The 20,184-nt window shown below is 70.7% G+C and carries 19 protein-coding genes and 1 pseudogene; 9 read left to right on the top strand and 11 right to left on the bottom strand.

From position 1 onward, the window contains the following. Window positions 1-411: 411 nt before the first annotated feature. Complete coding sequence (locus tag ABZ453_RS48210) at window positions 412-1,053, bottom strand: DNA-3-methyladenine glycosylase (RefSeq protein ID WP_359026013.1); 642 nt, start codon at window positions 1,051-1,053, stop codon at window positions 412-414. 151 nt (window positions 1,054-1,204) lie between these two features. Here ABZ453_RS48210 and ABZ453_RS48205 point away from each other — a divergent pair, with 151 nt between their 5' ends. The 3 genes from ABZ453_RS48205 (at window position 1,205) to ABZ453_RS48195 (ending at window position 3,221) form a co-directional block, all read left to right on the top strand. Then, on the top strand, window positions 1,205-1,987 hold the full coding sequence (locus tag ABZ453_RS48205) for a sporulation protein (RefSeq protein ID WP_359026011.1): 783 nt from the start codon (window positions 1,205-1,207) through the stop codon (window positions 1,985-1,987). A gap of 44 nt (window positions 1,988-2,031) precedes the next feature. Continuing rightward, a complete protein-coding gene (locus tag ABZ453_RS48200) occupies window positions 2,032-2,571 on the top strand; it encodes a YbhB/YbcL family Raf kinase inhibitor-like protein (RefSeq protein ID WP_133048275.1) in 540 nt (179 codons plus the stop codon). 143 nt (window positions 2,572-2,714) lie between these two features. After that, window positions 2,715-3,221 carry an HNH endonuclease gene (locus ABZ453_RS48195; RefSeq protein WP_133048274.1) on the top strand — a complete coding sequence of 169 codons (507 nt, stop codon included), beginning with the start codon at window positions 2,715-2,717 and terminating at the stop codon, window positions 3,219-3,221. A 120-nt stretch (window positions 3,222-3,341) separates the two neighbouring features. On the opposite strand, the gene ABZ453_RS48190 is transcribed toward ABZ453_RS48195, so the two are convergent. From ABZ453_RS48190 to ABZ453_RS48180, 3 genes are all read right to left on the bottom strand, one after another. Further along, window positions 3,342-4,283, bottom strand: coding sequence for an SPFH domain-containing protein (locus ABZ453_RS48190; RefSeq protein ID WP_133048273.1), 942 nt, complete (start codon window positions 4,281-4,283; stop codon window positions 3,342-3,344). Between the two features lie 131 nt (window positions 4,284-4,414). Beyond that, window positions 4,415-4,846: an NfeD family protein gene (locus ABZ453_RS48185; protein WP_208784235.1), complete on the bottom strand. Its 432-nt coding sequence runs from the start codon at window positions 4,844-4,846 to the stop codon at window positions 4,415-4,417. A 76-nt stretch (window positions 4,847-4,922) separates the two neighbouring features. Further along, complete coding sequence (locus ABZ453_RS48180; protein ID WP_359026007.1) at window positions 4,923-5,720, bottom strand: ABC transporter ATP-binding protein; 798 nt, start codon at window positions 5,718-5,720, stop codon at window positions 4,923-4,925. 138 nt (window positions 5,721-5,858) lie between these two features. Here ABZ453_RS48180 and ABZ453_RS48175 point away from each other — a divergent pair, with 138 nt between their 5' ends. Then, window positions 5,859-6,647, top strand: a complete 789-nt coding sequence (locus ABZ453_RS48175; RefSeq protein ID WP_359026005.1) for a hypothetical protein — start codon at window positions 5,859-5,861, stop codon at window positions 6,645-6,647. A 72-nt stretch (window positions 6,648-6,719) separates the two neighbouring features. Here the strand turns inward: ABZ453_RS48175 and ABZ453_RS48170 are convergent. The 4 genes and pseudogenes from ABZ453_RS48170 to ABZ453_RS48155 form a co-directional block, all read right to left on the bottom strand. After that, a pseudogene (locus ABZ453_RS48170) lies at window positions 6,720-6,958 on the bottom strand (chaplin). A gap of 186 nt (window positions 6,959-7,144) precedes the next feature. Further along, complete coding sequence (gene chpE / locus ABZ453_RS48165) at window positions 7,145-7,387, bottom strand: chaplin ChpE (protein WP_359026003.1); 243 nt, start codon at window positions 7,385-7,387, stop codon at window positions 7,145-7,147. 168 nt (window positions 7,388-7,555) lie between these two features. Continuing rightward, window positions 7,556-8,197, bottom strand: coding sequence for a response regulator transcription factor (locus ABZ453_RS48160; protein WP_359026001.1), 642 nt, complete (start codon window positions 8,195-8,197; stop codon window positions 7,556-7,558). Next, a complete protein-coding gene (locus ABZ453_RS48155) occupies window positions 8,190-9,338 on the bottom strand; it encodes a GAF domain-containing sensor histidine kinase (protein ID WP_359025999.1) in 1,149 nt (382 codons plus the stop codon). The genes ABZ453_RS48160 and ABZ453_RS48155 overlap by 8 nt, the downstream gene beginning before the upstream one ends. Window positions 9,339-9,566: 228 nt before the next feature. Here ABZ453_RS48155 and ABZ453_RS48150 point away from each other — a divergent pair, with 228 nt between their 5' ends. The 3 genes from ABZ453_RS48150 (at window position 9,567) to ABZ453_RS48140 (ending at window position 12,403) form a co-directional block, all read left to right on the top strand. Continuing rightward, window positions 9,567-10,268, top strand: a complete 702-nt coding sequence (locus ABZ453_RS48150; RefSeq protein WP_359025997.1) for an SDR family oxidoreductase — start codon at window positions 9,567-9,569, stop codon at window positions 10,266-10,268. Beyond that, window positions 10,265-11,350, top strand: a complete 1,086-nt coding sequence (locus tag ABZ453_RS48145) for an S-adenosylmethionine:tRNA ribosyltransferase-isomerase (protein WP_359025995.1) — start codon at window positions 10,265-10,267, stop codon at window positions 11,348-11,350. The genes ABZ453_RS48150 and ABZ453_RS48145 overlap by 4 nt, the downstream gene beginning before the upstream one ends. A 300-nt stretch (window positions 11,351-11,650) precedes the next feature. Beyond that, a complete protein-coding gene (locus tag ABZ453_RS48140; protein WP_359025993.1) occupies window positions 11,651-12,403 on the top strand; it encodes a transglycosylase SLT domain-containing protein in 753 nt (250 codons plus the stop codon). Window positions 12,404-12,534: 131 nt separating this feature from the next. Here the strand turns inward: ABZ453_RS48140 and ABZ453_RS48135 are convergent, their stop codons facing one another. After that, entirely contained in the window at window positions 12,535-15,048 is a 2,514-nt protein-coding gene (locus tag ABZ453_RS48135) for an FHA domain-containing protein (protein ID WP_359025991.1), read from the bottom strand. Window positions 15,049-15,288: 240 nt separating this feature from the next. On the opposite strand from ABZ453_RS48135, the gene ABZ453_RS48130 reads away from it, so the two are divergent. Together ABZ453_RS48130 and serB are read left to right on the top strand one after the other, a co-directional pair. Beyond that, the gene (locus tag ABZ453_RS48130; RefSeq protein WP_359025989.1) at window positions 15,289-17,169 is read left to right on the top strand and encodes a streptophobe family protein; all 1,881 of its coding nucleotides are present in this window, start codon (window positions 15,289-15,291) and stop codon (window positions 17,167-17,169) included. Window positions 17,170-17,866: 697 nt separating this feature from the next. Further along, window positions 17,867-19,093: a phosphoserine phosphatase SerB gene (serB, locus tag ABZ453_RS48125; RefSeq protein ID WP_359025987.1), complete on the top strand. Its 1,227-nt coding sequence runs from the start codon at window positions 17,867-17,869 to the stop codon at window positions 19,091-19,093. A gap of 69 nt (window positions 19,094-19,162) precedes the next feature. On the opposite strand, the gene ABZ453_RS48120 is transcribed toward serB, so the two are convergent. After that, window positions 19,163-19,681, bottom strand: coding sequence for a histidine phosphatase family protein (locus tag ABZ453_RS48120; RefSeq protein ID WP_359025985.1), 519 nt, complete (start codon window positions 19,679-19,681; stop codon window positions 19,163-19,165). 65 nt (window positions 19,682-19,746) lie between these two features. Next, window positions 19,747-19,950, bottom strand: coding sequence for a hypothetical protein (locus ABZ453_RS48115; RefSeq protein ID WP_359025983.1), 204 nt, complete (start codon window positions 19,948-19,950; stop codon window positions 19,747-19,749). Between the last annotated feature and the right edge of the window lie 234 nt (window positions 19,951-20,184).

Below are 20,184 nucleotides of genomic sequence, written 5' to 3'. Positions count from 1 at the left end.
CTCAAGGAACGGACGCTTCCTTCGTACTCACCCTTCCGGGCTTTCCTCCGGGCGCTTCCCTTCGGTCTTGCGTTTCCGACTCTATCAGATCCTTTTCCGATCCGATTTCCTCGGCGCTTTCCAGGTTCCCGCTTTTGTTTCGCGGTTTCCTTTCCGGCGGTTCCGACTCTATCAGATCCTTTCGGGCCTGATTCCCCGTCGGCGGGGCCTTTCGACATTCACTACGTTAGCCGATTCCCCGGAGAGCTCATAATCGAGTTCCGCGAGTTCGAATTCAGGCATGCGGACATGACGAATTCGACCCCGCTGAGGGGTGATCGTAGGTAGTGGTTTGGCCGCTTCCGGCTGCTGGCGGATCGCCGTACCCGGTTCAAGCGGCTCGGGCTACATTACGCACCTTCCAGGGCAGCGTCAACTTCGACGGCGCCTCGGCGCATGGGCTCGATAGGGGCTCACCGTCGGGTCGTTGGCGACCCAGTAGCGCCACGGGTGGACGCCTCCTTCGCCGGCCACCCCGGTGCGGGGACCGCTGAGTACCTGGTCGGAGGCGATCGGGGTGCCCGTGAGCATGCGCAAGGGTGTGTCGCCGGCGGCGCACGCGTCCGTACCGTCGAGGCTTCGGTCCACCCCCAGGGCCGTGGCCAGGCGGGCCGGGCCTTTGGCCAGTTCCTTGTCGTTGCGGGCCGAGAGTCGACGTTTGCGTGCGAGTTCGGCGCCCTCGATCACCTCGCCGGCGCGGAGCAGAACCGCGCTCGCCCGGCCCTCGGGGCCGCAGACGAGGTTCATGCAGAACCACATGCCGTAGGTGAAGTAGACGTACACATGACCGGGGGGACCGAACATCACGTCATTGCGGGGCGTGCGGCCGCGATAGGCGTGGGAGCCGGGGTCGTTCGGGCCGTCGTACGCCTCCACCTCCGTGAGGCGCAGGGCTATCGGACCGTCGGGCGTGGTGCGCACGAGGATGCAGCCGAGGAGGTCCGGGGCGACGTCCAGGACGGGGCGGTCGAAGAACTCCCTGGGGAGTGGCGTACGGTCCGGGGGCGCGATCATGGCGTCCGAGCGTAGTCCAGGCGGCTGGATGCCAAGGGGTGGTCAAGGTTTCCCCTCCTTGCCAGGGTGTGGGGCGGAACCGGTCGTGGCCGTATCGCGTTTACAGGGATCAGGGTCCGGACGTACGGCACGTACACGCAGAGGGAGAGACATGGCGTTCAAGAAGCTGCTCGCGAGTCTGGGGGCCGGCGGGGCTTCGGTGGAGACGGTGCTGACCGAGGTCAACGTCGTTCCCGGTGGCGTGGTCCAGGGAGAGGTGCGGATCCAGGGCGGGTCCGTGAACCAGGACATCGAGGGGCTGTCCGTCGGACTGCAGGCCAAGGTCGAGGTGGAGAGCGGCGACGAGGAGTACAAGCAGAACATCGAGTTCACCAAGGTGCGGCTCGGTGGGGCCTTCGAGCTGCAGGCCGGGGCCGTGCACGCGGTGCCGTTCGGGCTGGAGATCCCGTGGGAGACGCCGGTCACGATGATCGACGGGCAGTCGCTGCGCGGGATGCACATCGGGGTGACTACGGAGCTGGCGATCGCCCGTGCGATCGACTCCGGTGACCTGGACCCGATCAACGTGCACCCGCTGCCGGCGCAGAAGGCGATCCTGGACGCCTTCATCCAGCTGGGCTTCCGCTTCAAGAACGCGGACATGGAGCGCGGTCACATCCGGGGGACCCGGCAGCGGCTGCCGTTCTACCAGGAGATCGAGTTCTACCCGCCGTCCCAGTACCGCGGGCTGAACCAGGTCGAGTTGAGCTTCGTGGCCGACGAGCACGCGATGGACGTCGTGCTGGAGATGGACAAGAAGCCGGGGCTGTTCAGCGAGGGCAGTGACACCTACCGGTCATTCCAGGTGGGTCTGCACGACTTCCACGGGACCGACTGGGCGGCTTATCTGAACCAGTGGCTGTCCGAGGTCGGCAGCAAGCGCAACTGGTTCTAGGCTCGGAACCGCTGATTCACGTCATTCGATCAGGAGGTACCGAGGTGACCGAGCTCAAGCGGCGGCCGCTCCCCCACGACTTCCACCCGCCCGTGCCGTCGTTCACGGTGACGAGTGAGGACGTCCAGGAGGGCGCCACGCTCAAGGATGCTCAGGTCTACGCGGCCGGCAACACCTCGCCGCAGCTGCGGTGGGAGGGCTTCCCCGCCGAGACCAAGAGCTTCGCCGTGACCTGCTACGACCCGGACGCCCCGACGGGCAGCGGGTTCTGGCACTGGGTCGTGTTCGACATCCCGGCCTCGGTGACGGAGCTGCCGGCCGGTGCGGGCAGCGGCAAGTTCGAGGGACTGCCCGAGGGCGCGATCCAGGTTCGCAACGACTACGGGTCCAAGGACTTCGGGGGCGCGGCTCCGCCCGCCGGTGACGGACCGCACCGGTACGTGTTCACGGTGTACGCAGTGGACCAGGAGAAGCTCGGACCGGACGCGGATGTCACGCCGGCGGTCGTCGGCTTCAATCTGCGGTTCCACGCGATCGCGCGTGCCCAGCTGATCGGTGAGTACGAGGTGCCCGCCGAAGACTGACGTTCATGGAACGTTTGCCCGCCCCTGGTCTTGGAATTGATCAGGGGCGGGCAGTTTTTATTGCGTTGTCCATCTCGGCGTGCCCGGCCAGAGTTGATCCAGCCCGCCAGGGGGTGGGCCGGTGCACAGAGGAGGTGGGCTGGATGCGGGACACGCTGGTCTTGAACGCGAGCTTCGAGCCGCTGTCGACGGTGACGCTGAACCGAGCCGTTGTCCTGGTGCTGCAGGACAAGGCCGTCGTCGAGCAGGCCCACCCCGAACTGCGCATGCGGGGCGCCGATGTGGACATACCCGTGCCCCGGGTGATCAGACTCTGCAGGTACGTACGGGTGCCGTTTCGAAGACAAGCCCCGTGGTCCAGGCGGGGTGTGCTGGTCAGGGATCGGCACAGGTGCGCGTACTGCGGTCGCCGGGCCACGACCGTGGACCATGTGGTGCCGCGGGCGCAGGGTGGTACGGACTCCTGGCTGAACACGGTGGCCTCGTGCGCGGAGGACAACCACCGCAAGGCGGACCGGACTCCGGAGCAGGCGGGGATGCCGCTGCTCAGGCAGCCGTTCGAGCCGACGCCGCGTGACGCGATGCTGCTGGCTCTTGGCGCCGAGGAGTTCGAGGCGCTGCCTGATTGGTTGGCCATGGACGCCGCGTAGCCGTAGAGCGGAGCGTCTGCGGGGTTCCGGTGGTCTTGCGGCTGCCGGTTGGTCGTGGCTTGTCGCGCCGTTCCCCGCGCCCCTGAGGTGGGTGCGGGGAACGGCGGTTTGCACGGGCCCTCAGTCTATGGACGGGTTCTCGCGGCGTTCCGTGGCTTTCTCGGAGCCGCCGCCGTTCGAGCCGCCGCCCACGCCGAAGTTGCCCATCGCGCCGGACAGGCCCTTGAGGGCGTCGCCGATCTCGCTGGGGACGATCCAGAGCTTGTTGGCGTCGCCTTCGGCGATCTTGGGCAGCATCTGCAGGTACTGGTAACTGAGGAGCTTCTGGTCGGGGTCGCCGGCGTGGATGGCCTCGAAGACCGTACGGACGGCCTGGGCCTCGCCCTCGGCGCGCAGGGCGGCGGCCTTGGCCTCACCCTCGGCCCGCAGGATCTGGGACTGCTTCTCGCCCTCCGCGGTGAGGATGGCGGCCTGGCGCGTACCTTCGGCGGTGAGGATCGCGGCGCGCTTGTCACGGTCGGCGCGCATCTGCTTCTCCATCGAGTCCTGGATGGAGGTCGGCGGCTCGATCGCCTTCAGTTCCACGCGGTTGACGCGGATGCCCCACTTGCCGGTGGCCTCGTCGAGGACGCCGCGCAGGGCCGCGTTGATCTCCTCGCGGGAGGTCAGGGTCCGCTCCAGGTCCATGCCACCGATGATGTTGCGGAGGGTGGTGACCGTCAGCTGCTCGATGGCCTGGATGTAGCTGGCGACTTCGTAGGTGGCCGCGCGGGCGTCCGTCACCTGGTAGTAGATGACCGTGTCGATGTTGACGACCAGGTTGTCCTGAGTGATCACCGGCTGCGGCGGGAACGGTACGACCTGTTCGCGCAGGTCGATGCGGTTGCGGATGGTGTCGATGAACGGGACGACGATGTTGAGGCCGGCGTTCAGCGTCCGCGTGTAGCGGCCGAAGCGCTCCACGATGGCGGCGCTGGCCTGTGGGATGACTTGGATGGTCCTGATCAGGGCGATGAAGACCAACACCACCAGAATGATCAGGACGATGATGACCGGTTCCATCGTCGTTCCCCGTACCCTTCTCCGCCTCGGCGCTCTCGGAAGATCTTATGCTTGTTGAAGATCTTGCTGGTCGAGTGTGACAGACCGTCGTGCAACTCGGGTACCGTTCGGTTCAGTTGAGTCGTACGAGGTCAGATGACGATCGCGGTCGCCCCTTCGATCTCCACAACGTCCACTTCCTGGCCTACTTCGTAGGCGCGTTCGGTGTCGAGGGAGCGGGCCGACCAGACTTCGCCGGCGAGCTTGATCCGGCCACCGGAGCCGTCGACCCGTTCGAGGACGACGGCTTGTTTGCCTTTCAACGCATCGACGCCTGTGGCGAGTTGGGGACGCTGTCTGCTGTGCCGGACGGCGATGGGCCGGACGACGGCGATCAGAGCGACCGAGACGACGACGAAGGTGAGCACCTGGGCCACGGCGCCGAAGCCGAGTCCGGCGAAGACCGCGGCGGCGACGGCTCCCACCGCGAGCATGCCGAACTCCGGCATTGCCGTTACCACGAGCGGGATTCCGAGCGCGGCCGCGCCGACCAGCCACCACACCCAGGCGTCGATGTCGTTCACATGGTCATGGTAGGACCGGCGGTCCGTTCACCGACAGGGCGCAAAAGTCCGTAACCCCCCGGTTGTTGCCGAGGAGTCAGGACAGCGGGAGGCCGCGGGCCGTCCAGCGGTCGCCGGCCTGCTCCACGACGAGCGGGAGGCCGAAGCAGAGGGAGAGGTTGCGGGAGGTGAGTTCGAGCTCCAGGGGGCCGGCGGTGAGGACCTTGCCCTGGCGGATCATCAGGACGTGGGTGAAGCCGGGAGCGATCTCCTCCACGTGGTGGGTGACCATCAGCATCGAGGGGGCGATCGGGTCGCGGGCGAGACGGCCGAGACGCCGTACGAGGTCCTCGCGGCCGCCGAGGTCGAGGCCGGCGGCAGGCTCGTCGAGCAGGAGCAGTTCGGGGTCGGTCATCAGGGCGCGCGCGATGAGGGTGCGCTTGCGCTCGCCCTCGGAGAGGGTGCCGAACCTGCGGTCGAGGTAGTCGCTCATGCCGAGGCGGTCGAGGAACGCGCGGGCGCGCTGCTCGTCGATGTCCTCGTACTCCTCCTGCCAGCCGGCGGTCATGCCGTAGGCGGCGGTCAGGACGGTCTGCAGGACGGTCTGGCGCTTGGGGAGCTTGTCGGCCAGGGCGATGCCGGCGACGCCGATGCGGGGGCGCAGTTCGAAGACGTCGGTGCCGGGCCTGCCGAGGGTCTCGCCGAGGATGGTGGCGGTGCCCTTGGTGGGGTAGAGGTAGCTCGAGGCGACGTTCAGGAGGGTGGTCTTGCCGGCGCCGTTGGGGCCGAGGATGACCCAGCGCTCGCCCTCCTTGACCGACCAGGAGACCTCCTCCACCAGAGCCCGGCCCTCGCGGACCACGGATACGTCCTCCAGCTCCAGAACATCGCTCATGAGCGCGTTGTCTCCCCTTGCAGTGTGACCGGTCTCGGCGTCTCGGCGGTCGCTGGCGCCTGTGGGCGCCGCCCTCGAAGAAATCTACGCCACCGGTCGGCCGGTCCATTCCATCGGTCCGGTCCTTAGGGTGGACGCATGCTCTCGGAACCACGTTCAGGACGCCTTGCGGCTTGGGGAAACGCCCTTTTGGCCGGACTTGTCTCGCCGGACGACGCGGTGCTCGCGATCGTCGGGGAGGACGCCGTGCACCGGATGGAGGGGCTGCCCGCCGAGTCTGGGCCGGTCGGGCTCACGCTCGGGCTGGGGCGGCTGCGGGCGCTCGGGGTGACCGGTCTCAGGGTGGCGCTGCCCGCGCCGGGGCATCCGCTGGGGCTGAGCGGTCCGCCGGAGTTCAACGCGCGGGCGATCGAGGCCGAGGAGGCGGTGGTCTGCCACGGCGGCGCGCTGGGTCTGGTGCCGGAGGTGTACGAGGCCGGGCCCGAGGGTGATGTGCATGTCGAGGTGGTCTGGCACTGTCTGCCGGTGCGGGAGGCCCCGCCCGCGGACGTGCCCTCGCTCGGCGAGGCGGAGCGGGAGCTGGCGGAGGCGCTGCGGGAGGCGACGGAGGTGTTGTCGCGGCTGGACGTGGCCGGGTCGGGGCCGGCTGCGGAGGCGGCGATCGACGCCTACCGGGCGCGGGCCGAGCGGGGCCGGGAGGTGCTGGCACCGGGGTATCCGCCGCGCGCGGTGCGGGTGCTGGAGCTGGCGCAGCGGGTGGGTCTGCTGGTGTCCCTCGCCCGGGAGAACGGGCACGGGGGCGCGGTGAGTTCGGCGGAGATGGGGGCACGGGCCGAGGCGCTGCGGCCTGTTGAGCGGACGGCTCGGCGGGCGCAGGTCGCGGCCTACAACGCGTATGTGGAGGAGCGGGAGCGCGGGATGCGGTGAGCGTCCCCGGCCGGTGCGCACAAGGGCCTCGAGTCGCCGTGGACTCGAGGCCCTTCTTCGGGCGGTCCGGCGTCAGCTGTTCGCGGCCTCGTTGCCGAACGCCGGGTTGAGCAGGCCGATGAGGTTCACGCTGTTGCCGACCACGTTGACGGGGACGTGGACGGGGACCTGGACGAGGTTGCCCGAGCCGACGCCCGGGGACTTCACGGCCGCGCCGTCGGCATCCGAGCCGGCGACCGCGGCACCGGCGGAGGCGCCGGCGGCGATACCGGCGAGGTGAGGGCCACGGCGGCCTTCTTGACGATGTTCATGGGAAGTGTTCCTCCTGCGATCGCGTGACGACCCGGCCGGGAGTCGTGCGCTGATCAACGAGGGTGGGAACGGGGGCGGTACGGGCGGTGGACGCCGACTGCCCGTTCGTTCGGTCGGAGGAAAAGCCGACCGGCCTCCCGGGAGCACCCGGGAGGCCGGAGGTCACTGACCGCCGTCGGCGGACGTCAGCGGTTCAGGCCGAGGTTGCCGAAGGCGGGGTTCAGCGCGCCGATGACGTTCACGCTGTTGCCCACCGCGTTCACGGGGATGTGCACCGGGGCCTGGACGAGGTTGCCCGAGACGACGCCCGGGGAGCCCACGGCCTGGCCGTCGGCGTGCGCGTCGGTGGCGGAGGCCAGCCCGGCACCGGCGGCGATCAGACCGCCGGCCACCATCGTCACGGCCGCTGCCTTCTTCAGGTTCTTCACTTCTGAGCCCTCCTAGCGATCGCCGCGGCAGTCGCCGCAGCACGCACTGGAGAACGGCGGCGATCACCGGAGGTTGCGCCATCCGGGGGACATTCCCACGACGGTATGAATCTCACTCCGGAGCGGAACCCTCCGTATTGCCGTCCGTGAGGCCCCGCGCAGGGCGTTTCAGCCCGCCACGCCGTGGCGTACGGCCCACAGGGCGGCCTGGGTGCGGTCCGCGAGGTCGAGCTTCATCAGGATGTTCGAGACATGGGTCTTGACCGTCTTCTCGGACAGGACGAGGGCGCGGGCGATCTCCCGGTTGGAGCGGCCGTCCGCTATCAGGTCGAGCACCTCCCGCTCCCGCTCGGTGAGCGAACCCGCCCTGCCCTGGCCGGAGTTGGCCTCTTCCTGGGACAGCAGGGCGCCCGCGACCTCGGGTTGGAGCAGGATGTGCCCGGCGTGCACGGAGCGGATGGCGCCGGCGAGCGCGTCGGGGTCCACGTCCTTGTAGACGTACCCGGCGGCTCCGGCGCGCAGGGCGGGGACCACCGTGCGCTGTTCGGTGAAGCTGGTGACGATCAGCACGCGCGCGGGGTTGTCCAGTTCGCGCAGTCTGCGCAGCGCGTCCACGCCGTCCATGCCCGGCATCTTGACGTCCATGAGGACGACGTCGGGCCTCAGCTCCTCGGCGCGGGCGACCCCCTCGGCGCCGTCGGCGGCCTCGCCCACGACCTCGATGTCGTCCTGCACCTCCAGGAAGGTGCGCAGGCCGCGGCGGACCACCTGGTGGTCGTCGACGAGCAGCACCCTGATTGCGTCAGCCACCGGGGACCTCCATCTCGATCGTGGTGCCCTTGCCGGGCGCCGATTCCACGGTCAGCGTGCCGCCGACCCCGCTCGCGCGGTCGCGCATGGACACCAGACCGAGGTGGCGTCCGGCCCGGCGGACGGCCTTGGGGTCGAAGCCACTGCCGTCGTCGGTGACCCGCAGCAGCGTGCCGGTGCCGTGGCGGGCCAGGGTCACGTGCACGTCCTGTGCCGCGGAGTGTCTGAGGGCGTTGTGCAGGGCCTCCTGGGCGACCCGCAGGACGGCCTCCTCCTGGGCGGAGGGCAGGGCGCGCACACCGTGGCCGTCGAAGGTGACGCGCGCGGTGTGGGCGCGGTCGAGGACCTGGACGTGGGTGCGCAGGGTGGCGACGAGGCCGTCCTCGTCGAGGCCGGCGGGGCGCAACTCGACGACTGCCGCGCGCAGTTCGTCGGCGGCCTCGGCGGCGAGCGCGGCCACCTGGTGCAGTTCGCCCTTGGCGCGGGCGGGGTCGCGGTCGACGAGGGCGGCGGCGGCCTGGGCGGTCAGGCGCAGGGAGAAGAGCTTCTGGCTCACTGCGTCGTGCAGTTCGTGTGCGAGGCGGGAGCGTTCCTCGGCGATGGTCAGTTCGCGGCTGCGCTCGTACAGGCGGGCGTTGGTGAGGGCGATCGCGGCGTGCTGGGCGAGGATGGCCAGCAGGTCCTCGTCCTGCTCGGTGAAGCCGCAACCGCCTTCCGGCTTGGGGCAGTTCTGCTTGTTGGCGAGGAAGAGGGCGCCGATGACCTCGTCGCCGTCGCGGATGGGCAGGCCAAGGAAGTCGGACATGTCGGGGTGGGCGGACGGCCAGCCCTCGAAGCGGGGGTCCTTGCGGACGTCGGCGAGGTGCTCCGGCCTGGCCTCGCGCAGCATCGCGGCGAGGATGCCGTGCTGGCGCGGGAGCGGGCCGATGGCCTTCCACTGGTCGTCGCTGACCCCGTCGACGACGAACTGGGCGAAGCCGCCGTGGTCGTCGGGGACGCCGAGCGCGGCGTACTGCGCGCCGAGCAGCTCACGGGCCGAGGCGACGATCGTCTTGAGGACGTCACGCACCTCGAGATGCCTGCTCATGGCCAACAGCGCGTCACTTACGGCGGCGAGACCGGTCCGGGGGCCTTGACTCATGAACCTCACGGTACCGGCGGGGTGTGACAGCGCGGATCGGACCTGTGGATGCCTGGTCCCGGCCGCAGGGCCTAGGGCGGTCGGCCTAGGCCCGGGTCCCCGGACCTGCGACGTAGGGCGAAGGGCCGCGCCGCTTTGGTGCCCGCGTCCGAGGCCGGCGGGCGGGTCCCGTTCCTACGTTGAGGGCATCGCCGTCGGACGGCGGCGACGACGAGGGGACGTGGAGTCATGCCGGTAGCGATCATCACGGGGGCCTCCAAGGGGCTGGGGCGGGCGCTCGCCGAGGCCCTGGCCGCACGGGGCTGGGATCTGGTGCTCGACGCCAGGACGGCCGAGGTGCTCCGGGAGACGGCGGCGGGGTTGGAGGCGACGCACGGCACGCGTGTGCGGGCGCTGCCCGGGGACGTCACGGACGCCGGGCACCGGGCCGAGCTGGTGGCGGCGGCGTGGAAGCTGGGCGGCGTCGATCTGCTGGTGAGCAACGCGAGCGCGCTGGGCGCCGAGCCGCTCCTGCGGCTGGAGGGGCTGCCCCTGGAGGGGCTGCGGCGGGCGCTGGAGGTGAACGTGGTGGCCGCGCTGGGCCTGGTCAAGGAGGCGCTGCCGCTGCTGCGGGCCGCGGAGGCCGGCGCGGTGATCGCGGTCAGCTCGGACGCGGCCGCCGAGGCGTATGAGACCTGGGGCGGGTACGGGGCGTCCAAGGCGGCGCTGGACCAGCTGGCGGCGGTGCTCGGCGAGGAGGAGCCGGGGTTGCGGGTGTGGGCGGTGGACCCCGGGGACATGGCGACGGACCTGTACGCGGCGGCCGTACCGGACGACGACGATCCGCGGCCCGCGCCGGCCGGTGTGGTTCCGGCGTTCCTGCGGCTGCTGGACGAGCGGCCGGCGAGCGGGCGGTACGCGGCTCCGTCGCTGCTGGTGGAGGGGCGATGACGCTGGCGGTGCAGGTGCCCGGGGAGCTGTCGGCGCGTGTCCCGGTCGAGCAGCGTGGGCCCGGGCTCGACCGGGACGCCGTGCGGCTGCTCCTGTCACGGGGGACGAAGGTGTCGCATCACGCGTTCCGGGAACTGCCCCGGCTGCTGCGGGCCGGGGATCTGCTCATCGTGAACACGTCGACCACGCTGGCCGCCGCCGTGGACGGGCGGGTGGGGCACGCGCGTGTGGTGGTGCACTTCTCCACGTGCGGGGACGACGGGCGGTGGGCGGTCGAGCTGCGCGATCCCGACGGGAAGGGAACCACGCGCGTGCATGCGGGCGGGCCCGCGGGGACGGAGGTGCGGCTGCCGGGGGGTGTGCGGCTGGTCCTGGAGGAGCCGCTGAGCGCGTGCGGCGACCGTCTGTGGTGGGGGCGGGCCTCGGGGGCGGAGGTGCTCGGGATGCTGCGTGTGCACGGGCGGCCCATCCGGTACTCCTACACCGAGCGGGACCAGCCGCTGTCCGTCTACCAGACGGTGTTCGCGCTGCCGTCCGCCGACGGGACGGGCAGCGCGGAGATGCCGAGTGCGGCGCGGCCCTTCACGGCGCGGCTGGTGGCGGAGCTGGTGAGCCGGGGCGTGCAGTTCGCGCCGGTCACGCTGCACACCGGAGTGGCCTCGGCGGAGGCGCACGAGCCGCCGTATCCGGAGCGGTTCTCGGTGCCGGAGGCCTCGGCGCGGCTGATCAACGCCGTGAAGGCCGGTCGGGGGCGGGTCGTCGCCGTGGGGACGACGGCCGTGCGCGCCGTGGAGTCGGCTGTGGGGGCGGACGGTGTCGTACGCGCGCGTGAGGGGTGGACCGATCTGATCGTGACCCCGGAACGCGGGGTGCGGGTGGTGGACGGGCTGCTGACCGGGCTGCACGAGCCGGAGGCCTCGCATCTGCTGATGCTGGAGGCGATCGCGGGGCGGGCGGCGCTCGACCGCGGGTATGAGGAGGCGCTGCGCGGACGCTATCTGTGGCACGAGTTCGGCGACGTCCATCTCCTCCTGCCGGAGGAACATCCTCACACAGAGCATTGCTCCAGCAACTGCTGGTGAGACCGGCGAGGGCGCGATGTGAGCCCGCGCATAGGGCGCAGGTCACGTACGAAGGTCGGTAGGAGATACGGACTGACCTCATGAGCGGCACAGACGGTCCAGTCTGTCCTGTTTTGCCCATCTGCGATCCACTATCCGGGATCGTACGTCACACCTTTGCCTCCGCATTTTGCGGCCGCTAAGAATGGCTGCCGTCGCTCAGCGCCGCGGGTTCCGGCCCGCGGCGTTCGTGCGGGACGGACCCCCTGTCCCCCGCCGGACGAAGAGCGACTCCGCGCTATTCGAAGAGGTCCGTCTGCCATGCCCAAGAACATCAACATTCGCCGTCACAGTCGTGCGCTGACCCGCCATCACAAGATCGCCGTCAGTGGTGTCGCCGCCCTCGGTGCCGCCGCCATCGCCTTCACCGCGGTGCCCAGCAACGCCGAGACGACCACGAGCGAGGCCACCGCGTCCCGCGTCGTCTACAGCAACGAGCCGATCAAGGACGTCAAGGCGAGCGTCACCGACCGGCTCGCCGCCGACAGCATCAAGTCGCAGGCCGCCAAGGCACAGGCCGAGGCCCGCGCCAAGGCCGTCGCCGCCGCCGCGAAGAAGCGGGCCGCCGCCGCGGCCGCCGCCAAGAAGAAGGCACAGGCCCGGAAGAAGGCTGCCGCCGAGCGCAGGGCCAAGGAGGCCGCGAGCCGCTCCGCCAAGCGCGCCGCCCTCAAGAAGGCCACCGTCAGGTCCTACGCCAACAACCTCGACGGCTGGATCAAGCACTCCCTGGACATCATGAAGTCCAAGGGCATCCCGGGCTCCTACAACGGCCTGCACCGCAACATCATGCGGGAGTCCTCGGGCAACCCGAACGCCATCAACGACTGGGACATCAACGCCATCAACGGCATCCCGTCCAAGGGCCTGCTGCAGGTCATCCCGCCGACCTTCACCGCGTACCACGTCGCCGGCACGTCCTGGAACATCTACGACCCGGTCGCCAACATCACCGCCGCCGCCAACTACGCGGCCCACCGCTACGGCTCGATCGACAACGTCAACAGCGCGTACTGAGGTCAGCGCGGACCTCTGCTGCGTGAACGCCGAAGGGCGGCACCCCCTGACGGGTGCCGCCCTTCGCGTCGTACGGATGCCTCGTACGGATGCCTCGTACGGATGCGTCGTACGGATGCGTCGTACCGCTCCTACTTGCGCATGACCTCCGGCTCGTGGCGGCGCAGGAAGCGGGCCACGAAGAAGGCGCAGATCACACCCAGGACGAGCAGCGCGATCATGTCCATGCTCCACGCGGCGACGGTGTGCTCCCACAGCGGGTCGTTGCTCTTGCCCTTGCCGGGCGGGCTGATCTTGTTGAAGTCCAGCGTGGCACCCGCCGCGCCGACCGCCCACCGGGACGGCATCAGGTACGAGACCTGGTTGGCGCCGATCGAGCCGTTCAGGGCGAACAGACAGCCCGTGAAGACGACCTGGATGATCGCGAACATGACCAGCAGCGGCATGGTCTTCTCGGAGGTCTTCACCAGCGACGAGATGATCAGGCCGAACATCATCGAGGTGAAGCCGAGCGCCATGATCGGCAGGCAGAGCTCCAGGAGCGTGGCGTTGCCGAGGACCAGGCCCTGCTTCGGGATGTCCCGGCCGGCGAAGCCGATGATGCCGACCATCAGGCCCTGCAGCACGGTGACCACGCCGAGCACGAAGACCTTGGACATCAGGTAGGCGGAGCGGGACAGGCCGGTGGCGCGCTCGCGCTCGTAGATGACCCGTTCCTTGATCAGCTCACGGACGGAGTTCGCCGCGCCGGCGAAACAGGCACCGACCGCGAGGATCAGCAGGACCGTGGTGGCCGTGCCGTTCGGGACGGGCTGGCCGGTGGCCCGGTTGATCATCGGGTTGGGCAGCAGGCCCTTGCCGGAGTCGATGAGCAGGCTCACCGCGCCGAGGACCAGCGGCAGGATCACCGTCAGGGCCAGGAAGCCCCGGTCCGAGGCGATGACCGACACATAGCGGCGCACCAGCGTGCCGAACTGGCTCATCCAGCCCTGCGGCTTCGGCGGCTTCATCGCCTGCATCGGCGGCATCTGTACGGACTGTGGTGCGACCGCGTCGATGTCCGCGGCGTACATCTGGTAGTGCTGCGAGCCCTTCCAGCGCCCGGCCCAGTCGTAGTCGCGGTAGTTCTCGAAGGCGGAGAAGACGTCGGCCCAGGTGTCGTAGCCGAAGAAGTTCAGCGCCTCCTCGGGCGGGCCGAAGTAGGCGACCGCGCCGCCGGGCGCCATCACGAGCAGCTTGTCGCACAGCGCCAGCTCGGCGACGGAGTGGGTGACGACGAGGACCGTGCGGCCGTCATCGGCGAGGCCGCGCAGCAGCTGCATGACGTCGCGGTCCATGCCCGGGTCGAGGCCGGAGGTCGGCTCGTCCAGGAAGATCAGCGACGGCTTGGTGAGGAGCTCCAGGGCCACCGAGACGCGCTTGCGCTGACCGCCGGAGAGGGAGGTGACCTTCTTCTCCTTGTGGATGTCGAGCTTCAGCTCGCGCAGCACCTCGTCTATGCGGGCCTCGCGCTCGGCGCCGGTGGTGTCGGCCGGGAAGCGGAGCTTGGCCGCGTACTTGAGGGCCTTCTTGACGGTCAGTTCCTTGTGCAGGATGTCGTCCTGCGGGACCAGACCGATGCGCTGGCGCAGCTCGGCGAACTGCTTGTACAGGTTGCGGTTGTCGTAGAGGACGTCGCCCTGGTTGGCGGGCCGGTAGCCGGTGAGCGCCTTCAGGAGCGTCGACTTGCCGGAGCCCGACGGGCCGATGACCGCGATCAGCGACTTCTCCGGGACGCCGAAGGAGACGTCCTTCAGGATCTGCTTGCCGCCGTCGACCGTGACGGTCAGATGACGGGCCGAGAAGGACACCTCACCGGTGTCGACGAACTCCTCGAGATGGTCGCCGACGATCCGGAAGGTGGAGTGGCCGACGCCGACGATGTCGGCCGGGCCGAGGAGTTGGGAGCCGCCCTTGGGGATCGGCTGGCCGTTGACGTAGGTGCCGTTGTGCGAGCCGAGGTCGCGGATCTCCATGCGGCCGTCGGGCGTCGAGTGGAACTCGGCGTGGTGCCGGGAGACCTGCAGGTCGGAGACGACCAGCTCGTTCTCCAGGGCACGGCCGATGCGCATCACGCGGCCGATGGAGAACTGGTGGAACGTGGTCGGGCTGCGGTCGCCGTAGACCGGCGGCGCCCCCGCGCCACCGCCGGGGCCCTGCTGCTGCGGGACGTGCGCGGCGGCCTGCTGCGGCTGCCCCCACGCGGGCTGCGGCGCCTGCTGCTGCGGTGCCTGCTGAGCCCAGCCGGGGCCCGCGCCCTGCGCGGCGAACGGCTGTTGCTGCGGCTGGGCCTGCGGTGTGGCGACGGCCGCGGCCGCGCCGGAGAGGTTCAGCCGCGGACCGTCGGTCGCGTTGCCGAGGTGGACCGCCGAGCCGGGCCCGATCTCCATCTGGTGAATGCGCTGGCCCTGCACGAACGTGCCGTTGGTGGAGCCGTGGTCCTCGATGACCCAACTCCGGCCGCCCCAGCTGATCGTGGCGTGGCGCCAGGACACCCTGGCGTCCTCCAGCACGATGTCGCCCTGCGGATCGCGTCCGAGGGTGTAGGTCCTGGACGGCTCGAGCGTCCAGGTACGTCCATTTGATTCCAGTACGAGTTCCGGCACTCCAAGCCCCACTGAGTAGTCCCCCGAGTTACCCCCATCACAGGGAGTCTAGGGATGTCGAACATCGTCGGGAACTATTTCAGGCCCGCCCCTCTGACCGAAAGTCGGACCTTGTGAACACCACGCTCATACGCATCGGTCGGTTCCGTTGACGGGGTTGAAACCGACCCGGAGAGTGGTAAATCACGCGAGGGGGACACGCGCGGCCGCTCGGCCGCGCCGCGGATCGGGGGGTCTGCCATGAGCGCGTCGTCGAGTGTCGAGTCCGTCCGCAGCGGCACAAGGGTGCCGTGGGGCGACGTCCTGCTGTCCGCGATCGCCTCCGTGAGCTGGGCATTGATCGGGATGGCGGGCACGGCGGCCCTCGGGCTGCACCTTCTGGAGGCGGACTCGGCGGGTTCGCTGGGCCCGATGACCGCTGCTGTGGTGGCCCTTGGGGCGGGTGGTTCGATATCGCCGTCCGGCGACGTGTCCGCGTTCGGCCTCAAGGGCGCGGAGGCCCATACGGCCGTCACGATCACGCCACTGGGCGTCAGCCTGGTGGGGGCGCTGCTGCTGTCCTGGGTCTTCCTACGGTCCCTGCGCTCCGCGGGAGTTGTGATCGCGCCGGCCGAACTCCTCGCGCGCGCGGGCGCGGTCGTGGTGCTGTTCGTCGCGACACTGGGCGGGCTGGTGTGGGCGGGGCACGACGTCATCACCATCGACGGCGGCTCGCTCGGGCTGGACAAGCTCCCCGGCGCCGGTGGCGGGGGCGGCGGTGTGAACATCCCGGGCCTCGGGGACGTCGGGAACATCGGCGGGCTGCTGCCCGACAACATCGGCAACCTCGTCCACGCCAAGGCGGCCGTCGGTTTCTCGGTCGACACGGCGCCCACCGTGCTGGGCGGGCTCGGCTGGTCGACGGGCATCCTGCTGATCGCCCTGCTGGCCTCGCGCCGCACGCCCCTGCCGCCCGGCTGGGAGGCCGTGCACCGGGTGGTCCGGCCGGCCGCTTCCGCGCTCGTCACGGTGCTGCTGCTGGCCGTGGCGGCGGGGTGCGCGGCGGCGGTGTACGCGGCGATCGGCGACGCCCATCCCAAGCGGATCTTCGGAGCGGCGCTGTTGGGCGCGCCCAACGGCACCTGGCTCGGTATCCCGATCGGTCTGTTCGTCCCCTTCGACGGCAGGGCGACCGGCGTGCTCACCAAGTTCCTCCCCGATCCACTGGACAAGCTCCTCACCGCGAAGACCGACCAGTCGGTGACCCTGAGCCGCCTGGCCGACCTGGACGGACGGGTGTGGCTGCTCGGGGTGGCGGCGGCCGTGATGATGCTGCTGGCGGGCGTGCTGGCGGCGGTACGGACCCCGGTCGCCCGGGGTGGTACGGACTCCCGAGGTGTGCGTGGTCCGGGTGCCCTCGCCTTCGCGGGGCGGTGTGCGGTGCGGCTCGGGGTGCTGACCGCGCTGACGCTGCCGTTGCTCGCGTGGCTGACGGAGGTGTCGGTGAACGCCTCGCTGTCGGTGCTGGGGTTCGACGCGTTCGGCGCCGGGGTCCAGTTGCACGGGAACCTCGGCGTGGCGCTGCTGCTCGGCGCCCTGTGGGGCGCGGGTGCGGGGGCGGCCGGGGCGCTGCTGGCGTGGGTCACCGGGGCGGCGGGGCGACGGGCGACGCCGCTGGCGGTGGGGGCCGTGGGTGCAGGGGCTACGGGGGCCGGCCTGGGCGCGGGGCCCGTGGGGACGGGCACGCCGGTCGAGACCGCCGAGTATCCCCGGCACACGCGTGAGCCGCAGCCGCCGCCGATGCCGGTGCGTGAGCCGGGCACGGGGGTGCCGGGGCCGTACCGGCCCGGTTCGTCGTACCGGCCGCCGAACCCCGCCACCAATCCATATCTGCAGCTGCCGGAGGAACTGCGGGAGCCGGAGGACGCGCCTCCCGGCCCCGGCGAGGAGCGGGGGACGGGCGAGGCACCACCGCCCGGCACGGGGAACAGGGACGTGTACGGCGCGCCGACCGTGGCCCGGCCCTACGACGGCCCCCCGCCCCGGCGGCCGGGGACCGGCCGCTCCCCGGAGGGCAGGCGCCGCCAGCCGCCACCGCCGCCGCCTCCTCCCCCACCCGGCCGTCCCAAGGGGGGTCACTGAGCGAGGCCCGGGGTTCACCTGGCGCAGGCCGGGCTCCGCAGGCACGGCTCCTTTCCCAGGCGCAGGCCGGGTTCCGCAGGGGTACCTTCCAAGGCACAGGGCGGGCTTCGCAGGCACGGGTCCGTGCCCAGGCACAAGGCGGGTTCCGCAGGCGCGGGTCCGTGCCCAGGCACAGGGCGGGCTTCGCTGACGCAGGCCGGGCTTCGCAGGCACGGGTCCGTTCCCAGGCACAAGGCGGGATCCGCAGGCGCAGGCCCGGGTTCCGCAGGCACGGGTCCGTTCCCAAGCACAAGGCGGGATCCGCAGGCGCAGGCCCGGGTTCCGCAGGCACGGGTCCGTGCCCAGGCACAAGGCGGGATCCGCAGGCGCAGGCCCGGGTTCCGCAGGCACGGGTCCGTGCCCAGGCACAAGGCGGGCTTCTGGCGCGGAGCGGTTCCTCGGGTGCAGGGCCCCGTTCCCGGGCACAGGGCCTTTCCCCGAAGACAGGGCCGTTCCCGGGCCCGTTGCGGTTCCCTGGACACAGGGCGGTGCCCGGGCACAGGGCGGCTGCCCGGACGGGGGCGGCCACCCGTGGCGGCGGGGGCCGTCGTGGTCCCCCCGTCATGCGCCCGCCACCCCGTCGACACCCACTGTTCCGTGTCCGCTAGGCGGACCGCGGCGGCGGGCGGCACTGGGTGCCGGATACGGTGGGAAGACCATGAGCGCTTCGCAGATCCCGACCTCCGACGTTCCGGCCGACACCCCGACCCTCCTCGTCAAGATCTTCGGCAAGGACCGGCCGGGCATCACGGCCGGCCTCTTCGACACCCTCGCCGCCTACTCCGTCGACGTGGTCGACATCGAGCAGGTCGTCACCCGTGGCCGGCTCACGCTGTGTGCGCTCGTGACCCATCCGGCGGCCACGCTCGAGGGCGATCTCCGCGCCACCGTCCACAGCTGGGCGGAGTCGATGAAGATGCAGGCGGAGATCATCTCCGGTCGCGGCGACAACCGGCCGCGCGGCCTCGGCCGCTCCCTGGTCACCGTGCTCGGCCATCCGCTCACCGCGGCGGCCACCGCCCGGATCGCCGCGAAGATCGCCCAGGCCGGCGGCAACATCGACCGTATCTTCCGGCTCGCCAAGTACCCGGTGACAGCGGTCGAGTTCGCGGTCTCCGGTGTGGAGACCGAGCCCCTGCGCACAGCCTTGGTGACGGACGCGGCGGCACTGGGTGTCGATGTCGCGGTGGTCGCCGCGGGGCTGCACCGGCGGGCCCAGCGGCTCGTCGTCATGGACGTCGACTCCACGCTCATCCAGGACGAGGTCATCGAGCTGTTCGCCGCGCACGCGGGCTGCGAGGACAAGGTCGCCGAGGTCACGGCCGCGGCGATGCGCGGGGAGCTGGATTTCGAGCAGTCGCTGCACGCGCGGGTGGCGCTGCTGGAGGGGCTCGACGCCTCCGTGGTGGACAAGGTGCGCAGCGAGGTGCGGCTGACGCCGGGCGCGCGCACGCTGATCCGCACGCTGAAGCGGCTCGGCTACCAAGTCGGTGTCGTCTCCGGCGGGTTCACCCAGGTCACCGATGATCTCAAGGAGCGGCTGGGGCTGGACTTCGCCCAGGCCAACACCCTGGAGATCGTCGACGGGAAGCTGACCGGCAAGGTCACCGGGGAGATCGTGGACCGCGCGGGCAAGGCGCGCCTGCTGCGCCGCTTCGCCGCCGAGGCGGGCGTGCCGCTCGCCCAGACCGTGGCGATCGGCGACGGCGCCAACGACCTGGACATGCTCAACGCGGCCGGTCTCGGGGTCGCCTTCAACGCCAAGCCCGTCGTACGGGAGGCGGCGCACACCGCGGTGAACGTGCCGTTCCTGGACACGGTCCTGTATCTGCTGGGCGTCACCCGCGAAGAGGTCGAGGCGGCGGACACGCACGACGACCACTGATCCCCTCGTGAGAACGGCCGTGGGGCCCGGCACCGCTGCGGTGCCCGGCCCCACGGCCTTGACGGCGGGCTACTCCGTCGGCGCCCAGTAGTCGACGAGGGTGGCCGCGGCGGGCTCCAGGCCCTTCCAGGAGCCGTCGAAGGACAGGACGGCGAAACCGGCGGCCGGGAAGCCGCGGCGGTTCATCCGCTCGCGGGCGTCGCCCTCGCCCGAGCCGGCCAGGATGTCGGCGAGGCCGTGCACACCCGGGTTGTGGCCGATCAGGATGACGTTCTGCGCGTCGTCCGGGGTCTCGTTCAGCAGGGCGATCAGCTCACCGGGCGAGGCCTCGTAGATCCGCTCCTCATAGACGGTTTTCGGCCGCTGCGGGAACTCGTGGACCGCGAGCTTCCAGGTCTCCCGGGTGCGGGTCGCGGTGGAGCACAGGGCCAGATCGAAGGGGATGCCGGTGTCGGCCAGCCTGCGTCCGGCTGCCGCGGCGTCCAATCGGCCCCGCTCGGCGAGGGGGCGCTCATGGTCGGTCACCTGTGGCCAGTCGGCTTTCGCATGGCGGAAGAGGACGATCCTGCGGAGTTCAGCGACGCTCATGACACCCAGCTTCGCACGAAACAGGCCATGGGGCGCAGGTAGTTGACCGGCGGCTCGGCGGGTGCTCAGCGGGCTATGAGCTGCTGCGCCCGCTCGAAGAGGTGGGTGATCACCGGGTCGCCGGCCGCCTGTGCGTCGCTGGGGTTCAGCATGAGCGCCAGGAGGACGACGAAGGCGAGCGCGGGCAGGGCCAGAGCCCACCAGGGCAGCCGGATGTCGATGCCGCCCGTGCTCGCCGGGACGGGCCGGGTGTGCGTAGGGGCCGACATGGGTGCCTCCGTGGTCTTCGAATGGTGGTCCGCGGTGCGCGGCCACACTTCGAAGGTACGAACTCCGGGACCCTCAACCCATCCGGAGATCCACCCACTTGACCCTGATCCCCGCCCCCTAGGGGATGGTGGGGCTAGCCCCAATGCCGCTGACTTTGGGGTGAGTTGCTTGTAGCTTGTGGCTGGGAGGGTGCTGGTGCCACGGGCTGGGCAGGTGAAGCCGCCGGTTGAGGA

This window comes from Streptomyces sp. NPDC005799 (genome assembly GCF_040630525.1).
In the GTDB taxonomy this organism is placed as follows: Bacteria; Actinomycetota; Actinomycetes; order Streptomycetales; family Streptomycetaceae; genus Streptomyces; species Streptomyces griseorubiginosus_B.
The sequence above is the reverse complement of the archived record's forward strand: the minus strand, read 5'-3'. Positions and strand labels throughout refer to the sequence as shown.